A 16,943-nucleotide genomic window follows, 5' to 3' on the forward strand; every position below is an offset into this window, starting at 1 on the left:
TAAAAACATATTTTAAGTATCCTTGGGCCTATTGACAATAATGAACGTAAGCTGAAAAAATAATATGGAGCATAAACGGACAACCCTAAAACCTCATGATAGGCTATTTCAAAATGGCACCGACAATACTGAACATATTGAGTTGGTCCGTTCGGGAGAAGACTATTTTTTGCGGCTTGAAAAATTAATAGATAAGGCAGAAAAGGAAATCCATTTACAGACCTACATTTTTGAAAACGATGAAACAGGAAACCGTATAGCCTCCTGTTTAAAAAAAGCCGCTCAACGAAAAGTAGAGGTATATGTCTTATTGGATGCCTATGGTAGCGCTGCATTACCCAATAGTTTTGCCCAGGATTTGGTACAGCATGGTATTTTACTTCGCTTTTTTTCGCCATTATTCTCCTTGAACAATTTTTATATCGGTAGGCGGATGCACCATAAAATTGCGGTCGTCGATGAAAAAATAGCACTGATAGGCGGAATCAATATTGCCGATAAATACCGCGGAACCAAGGCTTCTAAACCTTGGTTGGACTATGCCGTTCAGTTGAATTGCCCGGCAGCTAAGAATCTACAAATATTGTGTAGCGATTATTTTTATAAAAGGGGAAGCTCAAAAAAAATACCACCCGTGTTACATTCGGCAGGTAGCGCACTCGTGGGAATTTTACAAAACGACTGGCTGCAGCGAAAAACGGAAGTCTGTGATGCCTACACGAACGCCTTCATTTATGCCAAAGAGGAAATAGTAATCGTGAGCTCGTATTTTTTACCTGGAAACAGATTGGCAAAGGCTTTGAAAAAGACGTGTAAAAGAGGAATAAAAACAACGGTGATCTTAGCGGGTATTAGCGATGTGCCGTTGGTGCGTAGGGCCACCGAACATTTGTACTCGTCTTTTCTAGACCATCATATGAGAATTTTTGAATGGAATAATTCCGTAGTACACGGTAAAGCTGCGGTGGTTGACAACAAATGGTCTACCATAGGCTCATTTAACCTGAACAGTCTTAGTTGCTATGGCAGTATTGAAATGAACGTAGAAGTTCACTCGGTCAATTTTGCCAAAATTCTTCGGGCCGACTTTGAAATGGTTATAAGCCAGTGTAACGAAATTACAAAGGGGAGTCTAAGACAAAGAGCCGGTATATTCAATAAGTTGGGTAATTGGATTTCTTACCATATGGTACGCACAGCCATGCTTTTTCTAACCTTTCTTCCGCATTTAAGGTTTTTGAAAAATTATAGGTTATAGGGTGCTGCTAATGGTCAAGTGATTAAATGTGCCAAGGTAGAATACGAGATGTTTCAGGACAATGAAAGAAAAGTTATGATAAAAAGTTTAAGGACAAAGGAAGGCATCCGCCTACTAAGGGATAATTATATCGGACGCTTGGCATTTATATCCCAAGGAAATCCTTACGTTGTTCCGATTACCTATTATTACGATGAAACCAGCAATAGTATCCTGGGATATTCTGCTGAAGGACATAAAATGAATGCTATGCGGGAAAACCGATCGGTATCATTAGAAGTAGATGAAATAAGTTCCGTAAATAATTGGCGATCTATCTTGGCACACGGTGTTTTTGAAGAATTGCAAGGAAGCGAGGCCAAATTTCTCCTGCATCGGTTTGCCCAAGGTGTCAAAAATATTATCCTCCGTAAGGAGAAAATAATTCCCCAATCCATTAGTGAATTTTCAAGTAAACTGAATTCACCTAAAACCCCTATAGTCTTTCGAATCAGAATAGTTGAAATTACAGGAAAACAAAGGAAACCATAATCTATATACGAATATGACATAAGCCATTGTTGGTTTTAGATACGAACTATGAACCCAAAGTCATTTATACTTTTTAAGGAAGCGAAAGAATGAATGGCTTATTAAAAGATTTGACGATGAAAAAATATTATTACAACGAAGAACAGGAATCTTATGATGCGATTGTTGTAGGCACTGGCATCAGCGGAGGCTGGGCCGCCAAGGAACTATGTGAGAAGGGTCTTAAGACCCTGGTTTTGGAGCGTGGAAGAATGGTGCGCCATATCACGGACTATCCCACGGCTTACAAAGATCCTTGGGATTTTCCGAACGGAGGGGAGCCGACACTGGAAGACCTTAAAAAACAACCAAAACAAAATCGAACAGGTTACACGACCAATGCGGCAAGTGCACTTTGGTTCGTGAACGACCTGGAACACCCCTACAACGAAATCAAACGTTTTGACTGGATGCGGGGCTACCACGTGGGAGGGCGCTCCATCATGTGGGGGCGACATAGTTACCGTTGGAGCGATATCGATTTTACAGCCAACCAGCGTGATGGAATCGCAGTGGATTGGCCCGTTAGATATAAGGATATCGCCCCTTGGTACGATAAAGTAGAAACCTTCATCGGGGTATCGGGGGAAAACCTGGGGTTGAAACAATTGCCTGATGGCCAGTTTTTACCGATGATGGAACTCAATTGTGTCGAACAACGTTTTCGGGAAAAGGTAAGTGAGAATTTCGATGGCCGAGTCGTGACGGCAGGAAGGGTGGCCAATATCACTGGAACCAAAAAATTTGAAGGGCGGCAACATTGCATGTTCCGAAACCGCTGTATACGTGGTTGCCCATTTGGGGCGTACTTTAGCAGTAATTCCTCGACCCTGCCCGCCGCCGAACGAACCGGAAACCTAACGCTAAGACCCGATTCCATAGTACATGAAGTGATGTACGACCCCGATACCAAACGGGCCACCGGCGTAAAGGTCATCGATAGTGTCACCAAGGAAGCGTATGAATTCAACGCCAAAGTAATTTTCCTATGCGCCTCGGCCGTTGCCTCTACATCAATATTGATGCAATCAAGATCCGATCGCTTCCCCAACGGTATGGGTAACGATTCCGATCAGTTGGGAAGGAACATTATGGACCATCATTTGGGAGTGGGTGCACAGGGCAAGTTTGACGGACTTGAAGACAAATATTATAAGGGGAGAAAACCGAATGGGGTATATATCCCACGTTTTAGAAACCTTGGTGGTGATTCCGACCGCAAAGACTATAAGCGAGGTTTTGGCTATCAAGGTAGTGCCGGAAGGGGCAATTGGGACGATGCCGTTGCCGAACTATCCTTCGGGAAAGAGCTAAAAGAGGCCATCCTGAAACCAGGCGGATGGACCATGGGCATTGGGGGCTTCGGCGAAGTGCTTCCGTACGAAGAAAACAGGATGACCCTGGATTATGATAAATTGGACGGTTGGGGGCTACCCACGGTAACTTTCGATGCCGAATTCAAGGAGAATGAATGGGCCATGCGGAAGGATATGAAGGAATCAGCCGTCGAAATGCTCGAAAAAGCTGGGCTGCGCGATGTGCAGCCTTTTGACAATCCCGGGGCCTTGGGCCTTGGAATCCACGAAATGGGCACCGCCCGTATGGGAAGGGACAAAAGGACATCGGTACTCAACGGAAACAATCAAGTTCATGATGTTCCCAATGTATATGTAACGGATGGTGCGTTCATGACTTCCGCGGCATGTGTAAACCCGTCACTGACCTATATGGCCTTTACGGCAAGGGCGGCAGACCATGCGGCAAAAGAACTTAAAAAAGGAAACATATAATGGATAGAAGAAAAGCACTTAAGAATATGGGGCTGGCCTTGGGATATTCCGTGGCCACCCCGACATTGATAGGTATGGTCCAAAGCTGCAAAAACGATAAGGCACTGGAATGGACCCCGGTTTTCCTTACCCCGGATGAAGGGGAGGCATTGACAAAATTGGTGGATATTATCCTTCCCAAAACCGATACCCCTTCCGCTTCGGAAGTTCAGGTACACCTGTTCATTGACAAGTTCATTGATCAAGTAATGGAAAAGGAACAACAGGATTTTGTGAAAATGTCCATGGGCCAATTCTTGGAAAAAGCCTTGAAGGATTCCAGAAAGGAAAAAGCGGGCGATCTTACTTCAGGAGATTTGGAGCCCGTGCTCGCGGCAGCCCTGAAAGTGACCAAGGAAGATGATGTGAAAAACTTCGAGGCCATAGAGCAATACCATGAAGCCATTGCCGAAGGAAAAGAGCCCTTGTTGGACGATGGTATCTCACGCTTTGCATTTGCCAACAACCTTAGAGGCCTCACTATTTGGGGTTACAAGATTTCGGAATATGTAGGCGAGGAAGTACTGGCCTATCTCCCCATTCCGGCAGAATATATTCCATGTGAGGATGCACAAAAACTTACCGGAAGTATAGCATGGTCCTTATAAATAATCGCCCTGTTCCAAAACAGTCTTTAACAATTTGAAATTACAAAAACAATAATAATGACAGATTTAACAACTAGCGCGATCGGGCGTGTCCTCAGGAACAATTATCTCGGACACTTGGCCTATCTATGGCAAGGGAAGCCCTATGTGATTCCCATTACCTATTATTTTGACCCTACGGACAATACGATCATTAGCTATACCTCGGAAGGCCATAAAATCGATGCGATGCGAAAAAACAACTCAGTTACCGTACAGGTCGAAGAAATACAATCGATGTTCAACTGGGAATCGGCCATGGTGCACGGAACATTCGAAGAACTTGAAGGAAGCGTTGCCAAGCAAAAATTGCACCTATTTACCGAAGGCGTCAAGAGCATTATTCGTAGAAAAGAACGGAGAGAGGTTGAGTTCATCAATGAATTTTCAAGTAAGATATACTCCAGGGGCATTCCAATTGTTTACCGTATTAAAATACGGGAAGTTATCGGAAAACGAAGGGAAACGTAAAGATGAAATCAGTAATTATGATAGAACTGTAAGACAATTTAAAAAGATAAAAATGCGAAATTGATATTGGTAAGGCATGAAAAATCGATTGGGAGGCAAAAAATATATTTACCGGATGGACGGATATCGACTTTGCCCTGGAAGGCATTGAAGAATCCAAAAACAAAGGGGAAGCACTTACAGAACCGCCCAGATGAGCTCTGTTACAGGATCAACAGAAAACTATTCGGCCTTAGGCTGTTCGATAAGAGCGAAATTGCTATAAAGACACCTTACTGATAAGCAATTAATTTGCGTTTTGAACTGACTAAAATCATACTATATAGCAACTGATTTTGATATTTTTAATTTAACCTATTAAAAGTCTCGCAAGGGTAGTTGAAGCTAAATAGAAAATACATTCTAAACTTAAAAAATGAATATGATAATAAACCTTTCAAAAAGACCATATTACTTTTTTCCATATAAATTTTAATTATACTAATTATGTCTAAATATATATTATCGCTAGATCAGGGAACTACCAGTTCCAGAGCCATTTTGTTTAATCATAAAGGTCAAATCGAAGCTATTGCTCAAAAAGAGTTTGAACAAATTTTTCCCAAACCCGGTTGGGTAGAACATAATGCCATGGAAATTTGGTCCTCTCAACGCGGTGTAGTGGCAGAAGCAAAGGCAAAGTTGCACATTGAAAACTCGGATATTGCTGCAATCGGGATAACCAATCAGCGAGAAACGACAATTGTTTGGGATCGGGCAAGCGGTAAACCTATCTACAATGCCATTGTATGGCAAGACCGAAGAACTTCAAAAACTTGTGACCAACTTAAGGAAGCTGGTTACACCGATAAGGTGAAATCAAAGACGGGCTTGGTCATAGACGCCTATTTTTCGGGAACCAAGATTAAATGGATACTGGATAACGTAGAAGGTGCCAGAAAAAAAGCGGAGGCTGGAGAACTGGCATTTGGAACGGTTGATTCATGGCTCATCTGGAACCTGACGAAGGGCAAATTACATATTACAGATGTCACCAACGCAAGTAGGACGATGCTTTACAACATTCACGATCTTGATTGGGACAATGAGTTGTTGACACTACTGGACATTCCGAAAAGTATGTTGCCTGAAGTAAGATCCTGTAGCGAGGTTTATGGGGTAAGTAGTTGGGGAATCCCTATTGCTGGTATTGCTGGAGATCAACAAGCCGGTCTTTTCGGTCAAATGGCACTAGAATTGGGAATGGTAAAGAGCACCTATGGTACAGGATGCTTTATCGTTGCAAATACAGGAAGTACTCCCGTTTCCTCAAAAAACAATTTGCTTACGACTATAGCCTGGCAGATAAACGGTGAAACGACCTATGCCTTGGAAGGTAGCATTTTTATTGGAGGAGCTGTAGTACAATGGCTTCGAGATGGGTTAGATCTTGTTAGGGAATCTCGTGAAATAGAAAAACTGGCCAATTCTGTAGAGGATAATGGCGGTATTTTTCTGGTACCGGCGTTTGCCGGATTAGGGGCGCCTCATTGGGATCAATACGCTAGAGGAATTATTGTAGGGATTACACGTGGCACTAGCAAGGGACATATAGCCAGGGCAGCACTTGAAGCCATATGCTATCAGACCAAAGATGTAATGAACGCTATGCAAGGTGATTCTAAAATAGCCATAAAGGAATTGCGTGTTGACGGAGGCGCTTCCGTAAACAACACGTTAATGCAATTTCAATCGGACATCCTTAATATTGATGTAGTGAGGCCCAAAGTATATGAGACTACAGCACTTGGAGCAGCTTACTTAGCAGGTTTAGCTGTAAAATTCTGGAAATTAGAAGACTTAAAAAATCAATGGCAAGAAGATCAAAAATTTAAACCAAAAATGGAATCTGAAGATAGGGAAGAGTTATACTCCCGTTGGAGTAAAGCAGTCGAACGATCAAAAGACTGGTTATAATTAGAACAAAAAAATAGCATAAAGATGGACAGAAAATTTATGGTAAAGAAACTCGAGCAACATATCGATGAGGTATGGGATATTGTAGTAATCGGAGGTGGTGCAACAGGGCTGGGAGCAGCCTTGGATGCAGCTAGTAGGGGGTATAAAACGTTGCTGCTGGAACAAGCGGATTTTGCAAAGGGTACATCAAGCAGAAGTACCAAACTTGTACATGGTGGGGTTAGGTATCTGGCACAGGGAGATATCTCTCTTGTACTTGAAGCTTTACATGAGCGGGGTCTGCTTAAGCAAAATGCTCCGCATTTGGTAAACGATCAGGAATTTATTATTCCGAATTATGAATGGTGGGGCGGCCCATTTTACACCGTCGGGTTAAAAGTCTATGATATGATGGCCGGAAAACTAGGATTGGGGCCTTCTGTTCATATTACCAAAGAAGAAACACTAAAAGCAATACCGAATCTCAAGAAAAAAGGACTACATGGCGGTGTCATATACCATGATGGTCAATTCGATGATTCTAGACTGGCCATCAATCTAGCACAGACCATCGTGAATAATAATGGTATTGTTCTCAATTATATGAAAGTTACCCAACTATTGAAAAATAACATTCAATTGGTTAATGGTGTTATGGCCATTGATCAGGAGACTGGTAAAGAATACAAAATAAATGCAAAAGCCGTTATCAATGCCACGGGCGTTTTTGCGGACGACATTCTAAAAATGGATGATGCAAATGCCCGTAAAACCATAGTTCCAAGCCAGGGTGTCCACATTGTCCTTGAGAAAGAGTTCTTGTTGGGTGACTCGGCCATCATGATTCCTAAAACAGATGATGGTCGCGTGTTATTTGCCGTACCCTGGCACGATAAAGTAGTTGTAGGTACCACTGATACCTTAATTTCAAAACCTGCTCTAGAACCTAGGGCCCTTAAGGATGAAATTGAATTTATACTAAATACAGCTAGTAAATACCTGACCAGGGCACCTTCTAGAAAAGATGTGTTATGCATTTTTGCCGGATTGCGACCGCTTGCAGCTCCAGAAGACGAAGGGAAAAGCACCAAGGAGATATCGCGTAGCCATAAAATCTCAATATCCCTATCTGGTCTGGTTACCATTACAGGGGGTAAATGGACTACCTATCGCCGTATGGGAGAGGATACAATTGACAAGGCATCCATGGTGGCTGGTCTTGACGAGCGACCTAGTGTGACCAAGAATATGCCTATTCATGGTTCTGTGCAACACTTGGAAGAAGATGATGATTTAAGGTTCTATGGAACAGATCGACTTCGGATACTTAAACTTGTGAATAGCAATCCGTCGTTGGGTGAAAAGTTGCACCCTAAATTGAACTTCATAAAGGCCGAAGTGGTTTGGGCCGTAAGAGAGGAAATGGCCAGAAACATAGAAGATGTTTTGGCGAGACGTGTAAGAGCGCTATTCCTTGATGCCCGGGCAAGTATTGAAATGGCACCAGAAGTTGCTAGGTTGATAGCTGCCGAGCTGGATTGGGACGATGCTAAGGTTTCTCGAGAAATAGAGGCCTATAAAGAGTTGGCCAAAGGGTATATTTTGGATTGACACAATGATTTTATCTTAATTTATAATTAAAATTTATGTCTGAATTTACAGCGGAATTTTTCGGAACCTTTCTATTGTTATTGCTCGGCCTTGGAACTAACGCTAATGTTGCACTTAACACTACGTTTGGTCAAAATAGCGGTTGGATCGTAATTAGCTTTGGGTGGGGGCTTAGTGTTTTTGCCGCCGTTGCGGTAGCCGGTCCGTATAGCGGCGCCCATATCAACCCGGCAGTAACAATCGGTCTTGCATCCGCCAGCCTATTTGCCTGGAGTGAAGTACCCTCTTTTTTACTGGCGCAAGTACTTGGCGGTGCCACTGGTACTACATTGGTGTGGTTGGTATTTAAAGATCATTTTGCATCTACAAAAGATCAAGGCACCAAATTGGGCGTATTTTCTACCGGTCCTGCCATTAAAAATTATCCGATCAACTTTTTAAGTGAAATGACAGGGACATTTGTACTCATGTTCGTGATTCTCTATTTCACTGAGCCTCAGTTCAATGCTGATTTCATGTCAGGCAATGTTGTTGGCTTAGGATCAGTAGGCGCTTTACCAGTAGCCTTATTGGTTACTGTAATAGGGCTAAGCTTAGGCGGCACTACTGGCTATGCGATTAATCCTGTACGGGATTTGATACCAAGAATTGTACATGCCGTCCTACCCATTCCGGGAAAAGGTGGAAGCAACTGGAAATATAGCTGGATACCCGTTTTGGGGCCCATTACAGGTGCGATAATTGCCAGTTTAATTTATTTGTATTTAAAATAATAGATGCTGCTATAGAGAAGAATCTTAATTCCTTTTAAAGATGATGTTATTGCTTAACGAGCTTCTGTATTTTATTAAAACGTCGCTTTGCGACAACCCGAAAATTCAATTTTAACCTTTTTTAACTTCACAAGAATTATGAATACTATAAATAAAATCCTTGTTCCATTTGATTTATCCCCGGCATCGGAACGTGCTTTACAATATGCGCTTCATTTTATAACCCAAAATGACACCCCTGAAATCATAACCTTATATGCTTCCAGTACATCGGATGATGACGTATTGAAAGAAGTACTACAAGAAAAGATTTCAGATATAAAGAAACCATTTCCTTATGCATCAAAATTCAATATCGAATTAGTAATACGAAGAGAATTATTGGTCGATAGTATGTTGAAAGAACAAAAAGAGAACGACATAGATCTCATTATTATGGGAACTAAAGGTAGTGCTGAGGATGAAGAAAGTACCTTCACCAATACTTCACGACTTGTTTTAGAAGCGGATTGTCCTGTCTTGGTAGTCCCGGAAAAAGTCGGAGAGTTTCAAGTTGGTAAGATTGCTTTGGTATTAGGTAAAGATGAAATTGATGACCCTACTGCTTTAGGGACATTATTGGAAATCGCAAGAAGGTTTGACACTCAAGTTCATGTATTGACGATTTGTAATGAAGACGGTACTTACGGGTATTCGGTAACCGACGAGAAAAACGAAAATACAATCAGCTATTACTTGGAGAAGTTTTATTCCCATCACATGTTTATGGAAAACACAGATGTGACCGACGGTATTTTTGATTATGTAAATAAAAAGGAGATAGATATGATAGCGATACTGCCTTCTAACCATTCCAAAAAGAATCGGCCCTCTGAAGGCAGACTCACCAAGTTCCTGACATTGCGTTCGCAAATACCTTTACTGACTTTGGATTGATAGGTGCTTCACCTAGGATTACGCTACCGTTAAAATTTAAAATACAACTATGTAAATCAATAAGAGATCTTTTATACTATTGATTTTTTTTCATGATAATGCTCATGTTTATGCTGACCTCGCATTTTTAACTTTATAAAAACTTTTAAAAATTACACCTATGGAAATACTATCGAAAGCACCAAAAAATAATGACCTTGATAAATATGGGTTAAAAGATGTTACTACATTTTGGAACCTTTCCCCGGAGACATTGCAAAAACTCACTGTAGAACAGGGAATGGGAAAAGAAACTGCAAACGGCACACTAGCTGTCAATACCGGTAAATTTACGGGCAGATCCCCGAAAGATCGCTTTTTAGTTGATGACGATTATACAAAAGATAAAGTCTGGTGGGGGCGTACGAATAAACCAATTACTCCAGATAATTTTAGTAAACTATACCATGAAGTGACCAATTATCTATCTGGAAAGTCAATATACATTCATGATGGGTATGTATGTGCCGATCCAAAATACCGAATGAATGTAAGAACCATTACAGAATACCCCTGGTCCAACTTTTTCGTTCACAATATGTTTCTTCGATTGGCGGAAAATGAAATTGCAGATTTTGAAGAAGAATGGTTGGTACTTTGCGCCCCTGGATATGAAGCTCAAGATCCCGCAGCTTTTGGGCTTCGTCAAGGGAATTTCTCCATACTTGATTTCACGCGCAAAATAGCTTTGGTGGGAGGATCTGCGTATACTGGTGAAATGAAAAAAGGTGTTTTTTCAGCATTAAACCTTATTTTACCAATAGAGAAGAATGTACTCCCAATGCATTGTTCCGCAAATGTAGGTGAAGATGGAGAAACGGCTATTTTCTTTGGATTATCCGGTACCGGAAAAACAACACTATCTGCCGATCCTAAACGTAGGTTGATCGGTGATGATGAACATGGCTGGACAGCTGAGAATACAATATTCAATTTTGAAGGAGGATGCTATGCAAAGGTGATCGACCTTACCGAAGAAAAAGAACCTGATATTTTCCGTGCGATACGTCCGGGTGCTATTCTCGAGAATGTTGTATTCAAAGAAGGAAGCAAAGAAGTGGATTATAAAAATAGTAGTATTACTCAAAATACACGAGTGAGCTATCCTATTGATCATATCGACAATATTGCGGTCCCTTCTTATGCAAAAAACCCTAAAAACATATTCTTTCTAACCGCTGATGCTTTTGGCGTTTTACCTCCAATATCAAAATTAACACCGGCACAGGCGGCCTATCATTTTATATCGGGGTATACCGCAAAAGTCGCGGGTACGGAAGCAGGGATTGTAGAGCCTGTTCCATCGTTCTCCGCTTGTTTTGGGGAGCCTTTTATGCCATTACACCCCACGGTATATGCAGAGATGCTGAGCAAAAAAATGACCGAAGCCAACGTAAATGTTTGGTTGGTCAATACCGGTTGGTCCGGTGGGCCTTACGGCGTTGGATCCCGCATAAAACTTAAATATACACGAGCTATGATATCAGCGGCAATGGAAGGTGAGCTTAATGATATTGATTATGAGCAACATCCAATTTTTGGGTTGCATATGCCAAAATATGTCCCTGGTGTTCCCTCTGAAATGTTGGACCCTATGAATACTTGGTTGCAGAAAGGGGCCTATGTTAGCAAATCCATTCAGTTAGCACATTCTTTTCATTTAAATTTTGACAAGTTTATCAATCAAGCTTCCAATGAAATTTTACACGGAGGGCCGCTGATCGACGCGCATCAGATTTTAGATCATATTTAATCGGAACGAATTCCTCGAGGCTCTGCCTCGGGGTTTCCGTTAAAATTATCGTTCCCATCAAAGCAGGAATCAAAATAACAGAATTTTGATTTCTTTTAATTAAAATGAAACCGGCAAATACCTCTATGGCCGTGCCTCGAGAATAGTCGGTTTCAAAAATAACTTTTATTCGAAAAACGTTGAATAGCTGTAATCCATTTATAGGACCAGTCAATTTAAAAAATAAGAGATATGGCCGCAAATAAATTGGTTTTTAGGAAAACAATTATCGCAGGAACCGGGCTTTTCTTATGCTTATTTTTAATTGTACACCTCTCTGCAAATTGGATTCTATTACTGCCTGAGGAAACAGCACGCGAACTGTACAATTCGTACGCTACCACATTGCGGGAGAACCTTTTCATTAAGTCGATATCCTATATTCTGTATGCTTTTATCGTATTGCATGTAATCTATGCTTTGCTCATCACAATACATAATAGAAAAGCCAAACCACAGAAATATGTGGTCAATCATTTTTTGCAAAATAGTACGTGGACCTCTCAAAATATGGGACTTATCGGGACGATGATCTTACTTTTTATCGTAGTCCATCTTGCTAATTTTTGGGCACGTGTAAAACTAGGAATGGGTGAAATTATAGAACTGGATGCTACAGGTAATTTAGATGTATATAAAGTAACCTTTTCGCTGTTTCACAATATTTACTATGTAATTTTTTATACTGTTTTAATGATTCCACTAGGACTTCATCTAAATCACGGACTTAAAAGTGCATTCAAAACACTCGGGTTTTATCATAAAAAAGGATTGCGGATTTCGGCGAAAGTTTCCCTCATATATGCAGTTATAATCTCCATCGGATTTGGGGTTATTCCATTTTTTGTATATCTCAAATAACTCATTAAGATGAAATTAGATTCAAAAATCCCGGAAGGAAGACTCGAAGACAAGTGGCGTAATTACCAGATAAAAGCGCAATTGATCAACCCTGCCAATAAAAAGAAACTAAATGTTATCGTTGTAGGGTCAGGGCTTTCTGGAGCTGGAGCTGCCGCTACACTTGCCGAACTAGGCTATGACGTGCAATGTTTTTGTTATCAAGATTCTGCCCGTAGAGCGCATTCCGTTGCTGCCCAAGGAGGTATCAATGCCGCAAAAAATTACCAACATGATGGCGATAGCGTTTGGAGGATGTTTTATGATACATTGAAAGGAGGTGATTTCAGGTCACGAGAAGCCAATACCTATAGATTGGCCGAGCTTTCTGCACCCCTTATTGATCATTTTGTGCAACAAGGCGTTCCTTTTGCCAGGGAATATGGTGGTGTATTGGTAAATCGAAGTTTTGGGGGCGTACAAGTACAACGAACCTTTTATGCCAGAGGGCAAACAGGGCAACAATTATTACTTGCCGCATATTCGCAGCTGTATAAAATGATACGTGCCAAGAAAGTAAAAATGTTTCCACGCAGTGAAATGATCGATTTAGTGGTTATCGACGGAAAAGCAAAAGGGATCATTGTTCGTGATCTAGTTACAGGTGAACTGAAACGCTATGTTGCAGATGCAATTGTATTGGCAACTGGTGGCTATTCTCGTGTTTTTAGATTATCTACACTTGCCATTGGATGTAACGGTAGTGCGATTTGGAAAGCCCATAAAAGAGGAGCCTTTTTTGCAGCGCCTAGTTTTACGCAAATTCACCCGACTGCATTACCTCAAACCAGTGAGGCACAATCCAAACTTACCTTAATGTCAGAATCCCTTAGAAATGACGGGCGTATTTGGGTGCCTAAAAAAAAGGAAGACATCAGGAAAGCAAATGATATACCGGAAAAAGAACGGGATTATTACTTAGAACGCCGCTATCCGAGTTTTGGGAATTTAGCACCTCGTGACATTGCATCAAGAGCTGCAAAAGAACGCATCGATGCCGGATACGGTGTGGGAAGATTAAAAAATGCCGTCTACTTAGATTTCAGGCACGCAATCGATAAATTAGGTATTCAAACTATAAAAGATCGTTATGAAAATCTCTTCGGCATGTATAAAAAAATCACGGGGATTGATGCGTATAAAGAACCCATGCAAATTTCACCTGCCGCGCATTTCTCCATGGGCGGGTTGTGGGTAGATTATGAATTAATGACTACCATCCCTGGACTATATGCAGTGGGAGAATGTAATTTTTCCGATCATGGTGCCAATCGTCTGGGAGCAAATTCATTATTGCAGGCCAGTATCGATGGTTATTTTATATTACCGAATACGATCAATAATTATCTGGCAGGTGCTTTAGAAGAAGATATTCCGACCACCGACCATATCGAATTTGAAAAGGCCGAAAAGGAAGTACGGGTTATCATAGACCGAGTTTTGAATATCAATGGCACCAAAACTGTAGACCATTTCCATAGAGAATTAGGGAAAGTCATGTGGCAAGAATGTGCAATGAGCCGTAATAAAAAGGGGTTGGAAAAAGCGATACTCCAAATAAAAACGTTAAAGGATGAATTCTGGAGTGATGTAAAAGTTACGGGAAGCGGTAATGAACTTAATACCGAACTAGAAAAAGCCCTGCGACTGGCCGATTTTATGGAGATGGGAATTTTAATGTGTACAGATGCACTAGAACGTGAAGAGTCGTGTGGAGCACATTTTAGGGAAGAATTTCAAACCGAAGACGGTGAAGCTGTACGTGTAGATGAAAACTATTCCTATGTGTCTGCCTGGGAGTACGATGAAGGTGATTTTAAATTACACAAAGAAGAACTGGAATTTGAATTTGTACAACCTTCGGTAAGAAGTTATAAATGACATATAATGAAAGTTACATTTAAAATTTGGAGACAAGAGAACCGGAATACCAAAGGAGCAATAAAAGAATACAAGGTAGATGGGTTAACAGAAGATATGTCCTTTTTAGAAGCATTGGATCACTTAAACGAATTACTCGTTCTTAAAAACGAAAAAGTTATCGCATACGAGTATGACTGTAGGGAAGGTATCTGCGGGCAATGTGGTGTTTTTATAAATGGTCGTGCTCACGGTCCACATGATAATATCACAACATGCCAACTGCACATGCGCAGTTTTAAAGATGGGGATACTATTGTTGTAGAACCATGGAGGGCTGCTTCTTTTCCGGTACTAAAAGATTTGATCGTAGATCGTTCTGCATTTGACCGAATCATGGAACAAGGGGGATATATAACCGCAAAAACAGGGACCGCACCAGAGGCCAATGCCATTCTTATTCCTAAAGAGGTATCCGACAGTGCTATGGATGTCGCGGCCTGTATTGGATGCGGTGCTTGTGCAGCTACCTGTAAGAACGCGTCCGCGGCCTTATTTGCATCGGCTAAAATCAACCATCTTAACAACTTGCCGCAAGGACATCCTGAAGCGCACAAACGAGTACAGGAAATGACCTATCAAATGGAACTGGAAGGATTTGGCAGTTGTTCCTTTACAGGTGCTTGTGAGGTAGAATGTCCAGAGGGGATTTCAATAACCAACATAGCAGAAATGTACGCTAAATATACCAAAGCAAAATTATTTGGCTAAATTGAGTCAACAACTTCGAGCAAACCCACGAAGTAAGCTTCCAAAAAAATATTTTGTTTTCGCAGGCGAACCTCGGGTAATCAAACCCTCTACGAGGGGTTTAAAAAAGGTCTATGGCTACTTGTATACTTGCAAACTTTTGATCGGTATTCCACAAAGCCGTTGCAGACACGGGGAGATAAATATCCTGGTAAACTTTTACATCCCTGCTATAAATAATCCCAAAATTATTTAGGACTTTATCTCCATAAAAGTGGGCGTCATTAACGAAGGAAAATGCTGCTGCAATGGACACTCCAAAAGAAGAATGTTTCTTTTTAAAAATATTATAACTAAGTTCTACATAATTGGTAAATGCATTTTCTAATTCTCCGCCATCTGCAACATAGGTGTCTCTACCTAAGAGAATAGTACTCCAGGAAGTTTTTAAAGGAATCTTTTGAAATGTATATGCTAATGTCAAATCTACAAAGTGGGATGTAGTGGATCTATCATAATCAAAAACTTCTGCATCCGGAAAGTCACTATAATTATTAATATCCCATAACGCTATTGAAAACCCATGAGTAGCATAGCTAATATAATAGTCAACCTCGGTATAGTCTCCATTGAATCCTGCACCGCCCCAAAACCCCGTATCGAATTTACCGTTCTTTGAAGTATAATGTAAAAGAGCTCCGGTCATAGGAGCGTCGGTAACCCTAAGCCCTCTCCACAAGTGCATGTTTTTTACCTGTAAATTAAAATCAATAGGTTTATAGGAAACTGCTTCTGTAGGGTTTTCAGTCTCATCTTGTGCATTTAAGGCACTAAAAGAGAGCCAAAATAACAGGACGATCTGTATATACTTAGAATTTTTGACTTTTTTCATGCTCGTGTTTTTAATTCTTTTTCATTAACATATCCAAAATAAAAAACCAAGTTTTTATATGTACCCGTATTCAATTGATTATGAGATCAATAATTTTTTTTGAATGTGCTGAATTTCTTTTCAGAAAAACCAAAGGACTAAAAATATGCTTCAAACACGTTGAATACTATGATATTCATCAGTGTTATATGTTCAATAATATTCTATAAAACTAGAAGAGCTCGGTGCAAGAACATTGAGCGAGAACCTCTAAACAATCCTAAAAATTGCCCGCTACCCGATGGAGAAGGAAATCATCATTAGCCGGTTATTGGCGGTACTTGATCCTAGCAAAATATGAATCAAAATCCGCAGTCTTAATAAATGATTACAGCAGATTTAACAAATAGCACAAGTGCAAGAGTACTCATGAACCATTACCACGAACACTTAGCCCATCTATTGCAGAGGAAATCCCATTTAATTCCTAAAACTTTTTGTTTTAATCGTACTGACAATACAATTATCAGCTATACATCGGATGGTTATAAAATCTCTACGCTGCGAAAAACAACATGGTCACCACCGTACAACTAGAAGAAATACAATCTAAGTTAAATTGGGAGTCGGCTATGGTGCATGGTATTTTTGAAAAACTTTAAGTCAGCATTGCAAAGCAAAAGCTAGACCTATTTATC

General features: G+C 40.7%; 14 protein-coding genes. 13 read left to right on the forward strand and 1 reads right to left on the reverse strand.

Annotated elements, in window-relative coordinates:
* Window positions 1–64 precede the first annotated feature (64 nt).
* The 13 genes from GVT53_RS12440 to GVT53_RS12500 all read left to right on the forward strand — a co-directional run bounded on the left by GVT53_RS12440 (window position 65) and on the right by GVT53_RS12500 (window position 15,395).
* Window positions 65–1,258, forward strand: coding sequence for a phospholipase D-like domain-containing protein (locus GVT53_RS12440; RefSeq protein ID WP_119648645.1), 1,194 nt, complete (start codon window positions 65–67; stop codon window positions 1,256–1,258).
* Window positions 1,259–1,333: 75 nt separating this feature from the next.
* The gene (locus tag GVT53_RS12445) at window positions 1,334–1,789 is read left to right on the forward strand and encodes a pyridoxamine 5'-phosphate oxidase family protein (protein WP_119648724.1); all 456 of its coding nucleotides are present in this window, start codon (window positions 1,334–1,336) and stop codon (window positions 1,787–1,789) included.
* A 116-nt stretch (window positions 1,790–1,905) separates the two neighbouring features.
* Complete coding sequence (locus tag GVT53_RS12450; protein ID WP_119648725.1) at window positions 1,906–3,618, forward strand: GMC oxidoreductase; 1,713 nt, start codon at window positions 1,906–1,908, stop codon at window positions 3,616–3,618.
* Window positions 3,618–4,265, forward strand: a complete 648-nt coding sequence (locus tag GVT53_RS12455) for a gluconate 2-dehydrogenase subunit 3 family protein (protein WP_119648646.1) — start codon at window positions 3,618–3,620, stop codon at window positions 4,263–4,265. Before GVT53_RS12450 ends, GVT53_RS12455 begins: the two co-directional genes overlap by 1 nt.
* A gap of 57 nt (window positions 4,266–4,322) precedes the next feature.
* On the forward strand, window positions 4,323–4,775 hold the full coding sequence (locus GVT53_RS12460; protein WP_119648647.1) for a pyridoxamine 5'-phosphate oxidase family protein: 453 nt from the start codon (window positions 4,323–4,325) through the stop codon (window positions 4,773–4,775).
* 486 nt (window positions 4,776–5,261) lie between these two features.
* Window positions 5,262–6,731 (forward strand): glycerol kinase GlpK, encoded by a 1,470-nt coding sequence (gene glpK, locus GVT53_RS12465; RefSeq protein ID WP_119648648.1) that lies wholly within the window; start codon window positions 5,262–5,264, stop codon window positions 6,729–6,731.
* A 24-nt stretch (window positions 6,732–6,755) separates the two neighbouring features.
* Window positions 6,756–8,324, forward strand: coding sequence for a glycerol-3-phosphate dehydrogenase/oxidase (locus GVT53_RS12470; protein ID WP_119648649.1), 1,569 nt, complete (start codon window positions 6,756–6,758; stop codon window positions 8,322–8,324).
* Window positions 8,325–8,359: 35 nt separating this feature from the next.
* Window positions 8,360–9,097 (forward strand): MIP/aquaporin family protein, encoded by a 738-nt coding sequence (locus tag GVT53_RS12475; RefSeq protein ID WP_119648650.1) that lies wholly within the window; start codon window positions 8,360–8,362, stop codon window positions 9,095–9,097.
* Window positions 9,098–9,235: 138 nt separating this feature from the next.
* Window positions 9,236–10,033 carry a universal stress protein gene (locus GVT53_RS12480; protein ID WP_119648651.1) on the forward strand — a complete coding sequence of 266 codons (798 nt, stop codon included), beginning with the start codon at window positions 9,236–9,238 and terminating at the stop codon, window positions 10,031–10,033.
* Between the two features lie 160 nt (window positions 10,034–10,193).
* Window positions 10,194–11,825: a phosphoenolpyruvate carboxykinase (ATP) gene (pckA, locus tag GVT53_RS12485; RefSeq protein ID WP_119648652.1), complete on the forward strand. Its 1,632-nt coding sequence runs from the start codon at window positions 10,194–10,196 to the stop codon at window positions 11,823–11,825.
* A gap of 231 nt (window positions 11,826–12,056) precedes the next feature.
* A complete protein-coding gene (locus GVT53_RS12490; protein ID WP_119648653.1) occupies window positions 12,057–12,725 on the forward strand; it encodes a succinate dehydrogenase cytochrome b subunit in 669 nt (222 codons plus the stop codon).
* A gap of 9 nt (window positions 12,726–12,734) precedes the next feature.
* Window positions 12,735–14,645 carry a fumarate reductase/succinate dehydrogenase flavoprotein subunit gene (locus tag GVT53_RS12495; protein WP_119648654.1) on the forward strand — a complete coding sequence of 637 codons (1,911 nt, stop codon included), beginning with the start codon at window positions 12,735–12,737 and terminating at the stop codon, window positions 14,643–14,645.
* Window positions 14,646–14,651: 6 nt separating this feature from the next.
* Window positions 14,652–15,395 (forward strand): succinate dehydrogenase/fumarate reductase iron-sulfur subunit, encoded by a 744-nt coding sequence (locus GVT53_RS12500; RefSeq protein ID WP_119648655.1) that lies wholly within the window; start codon window positions 14,652–14,654, stop codon window positions 15,393–15,395.
* A 100-nt stretch (window positions 15,396–15,495) separates the two neighbouring features.
* On the opposite strand, the gene GVT53_RS12505 is transcribed toward GVT53_RS12500, so the two are convergent.
* On the reverse strand, window positions 15,496–16,266 hold the full coding sequence (locus tag GVT53_RS12505; protein WP_119648656.1) for a hypothetical protein: 771 nt from the start codon (window positions 16,264–16,266) through the stop codon (window positions 15,496–15,498).
* Between the last annotated feature and the right edge of the window lie 677 nt (window positions 16,267–16,943).

Source organism: Flagellimonas oceani (genome assembly GCF_011068285.1).
Taxonomy (GTDB): Bacteria; Bacteroidota; Bacteroidia; order Flavobacteriales; family Flavobacteriaceae; genus Flagellimonas; species Flagellimonas oceani.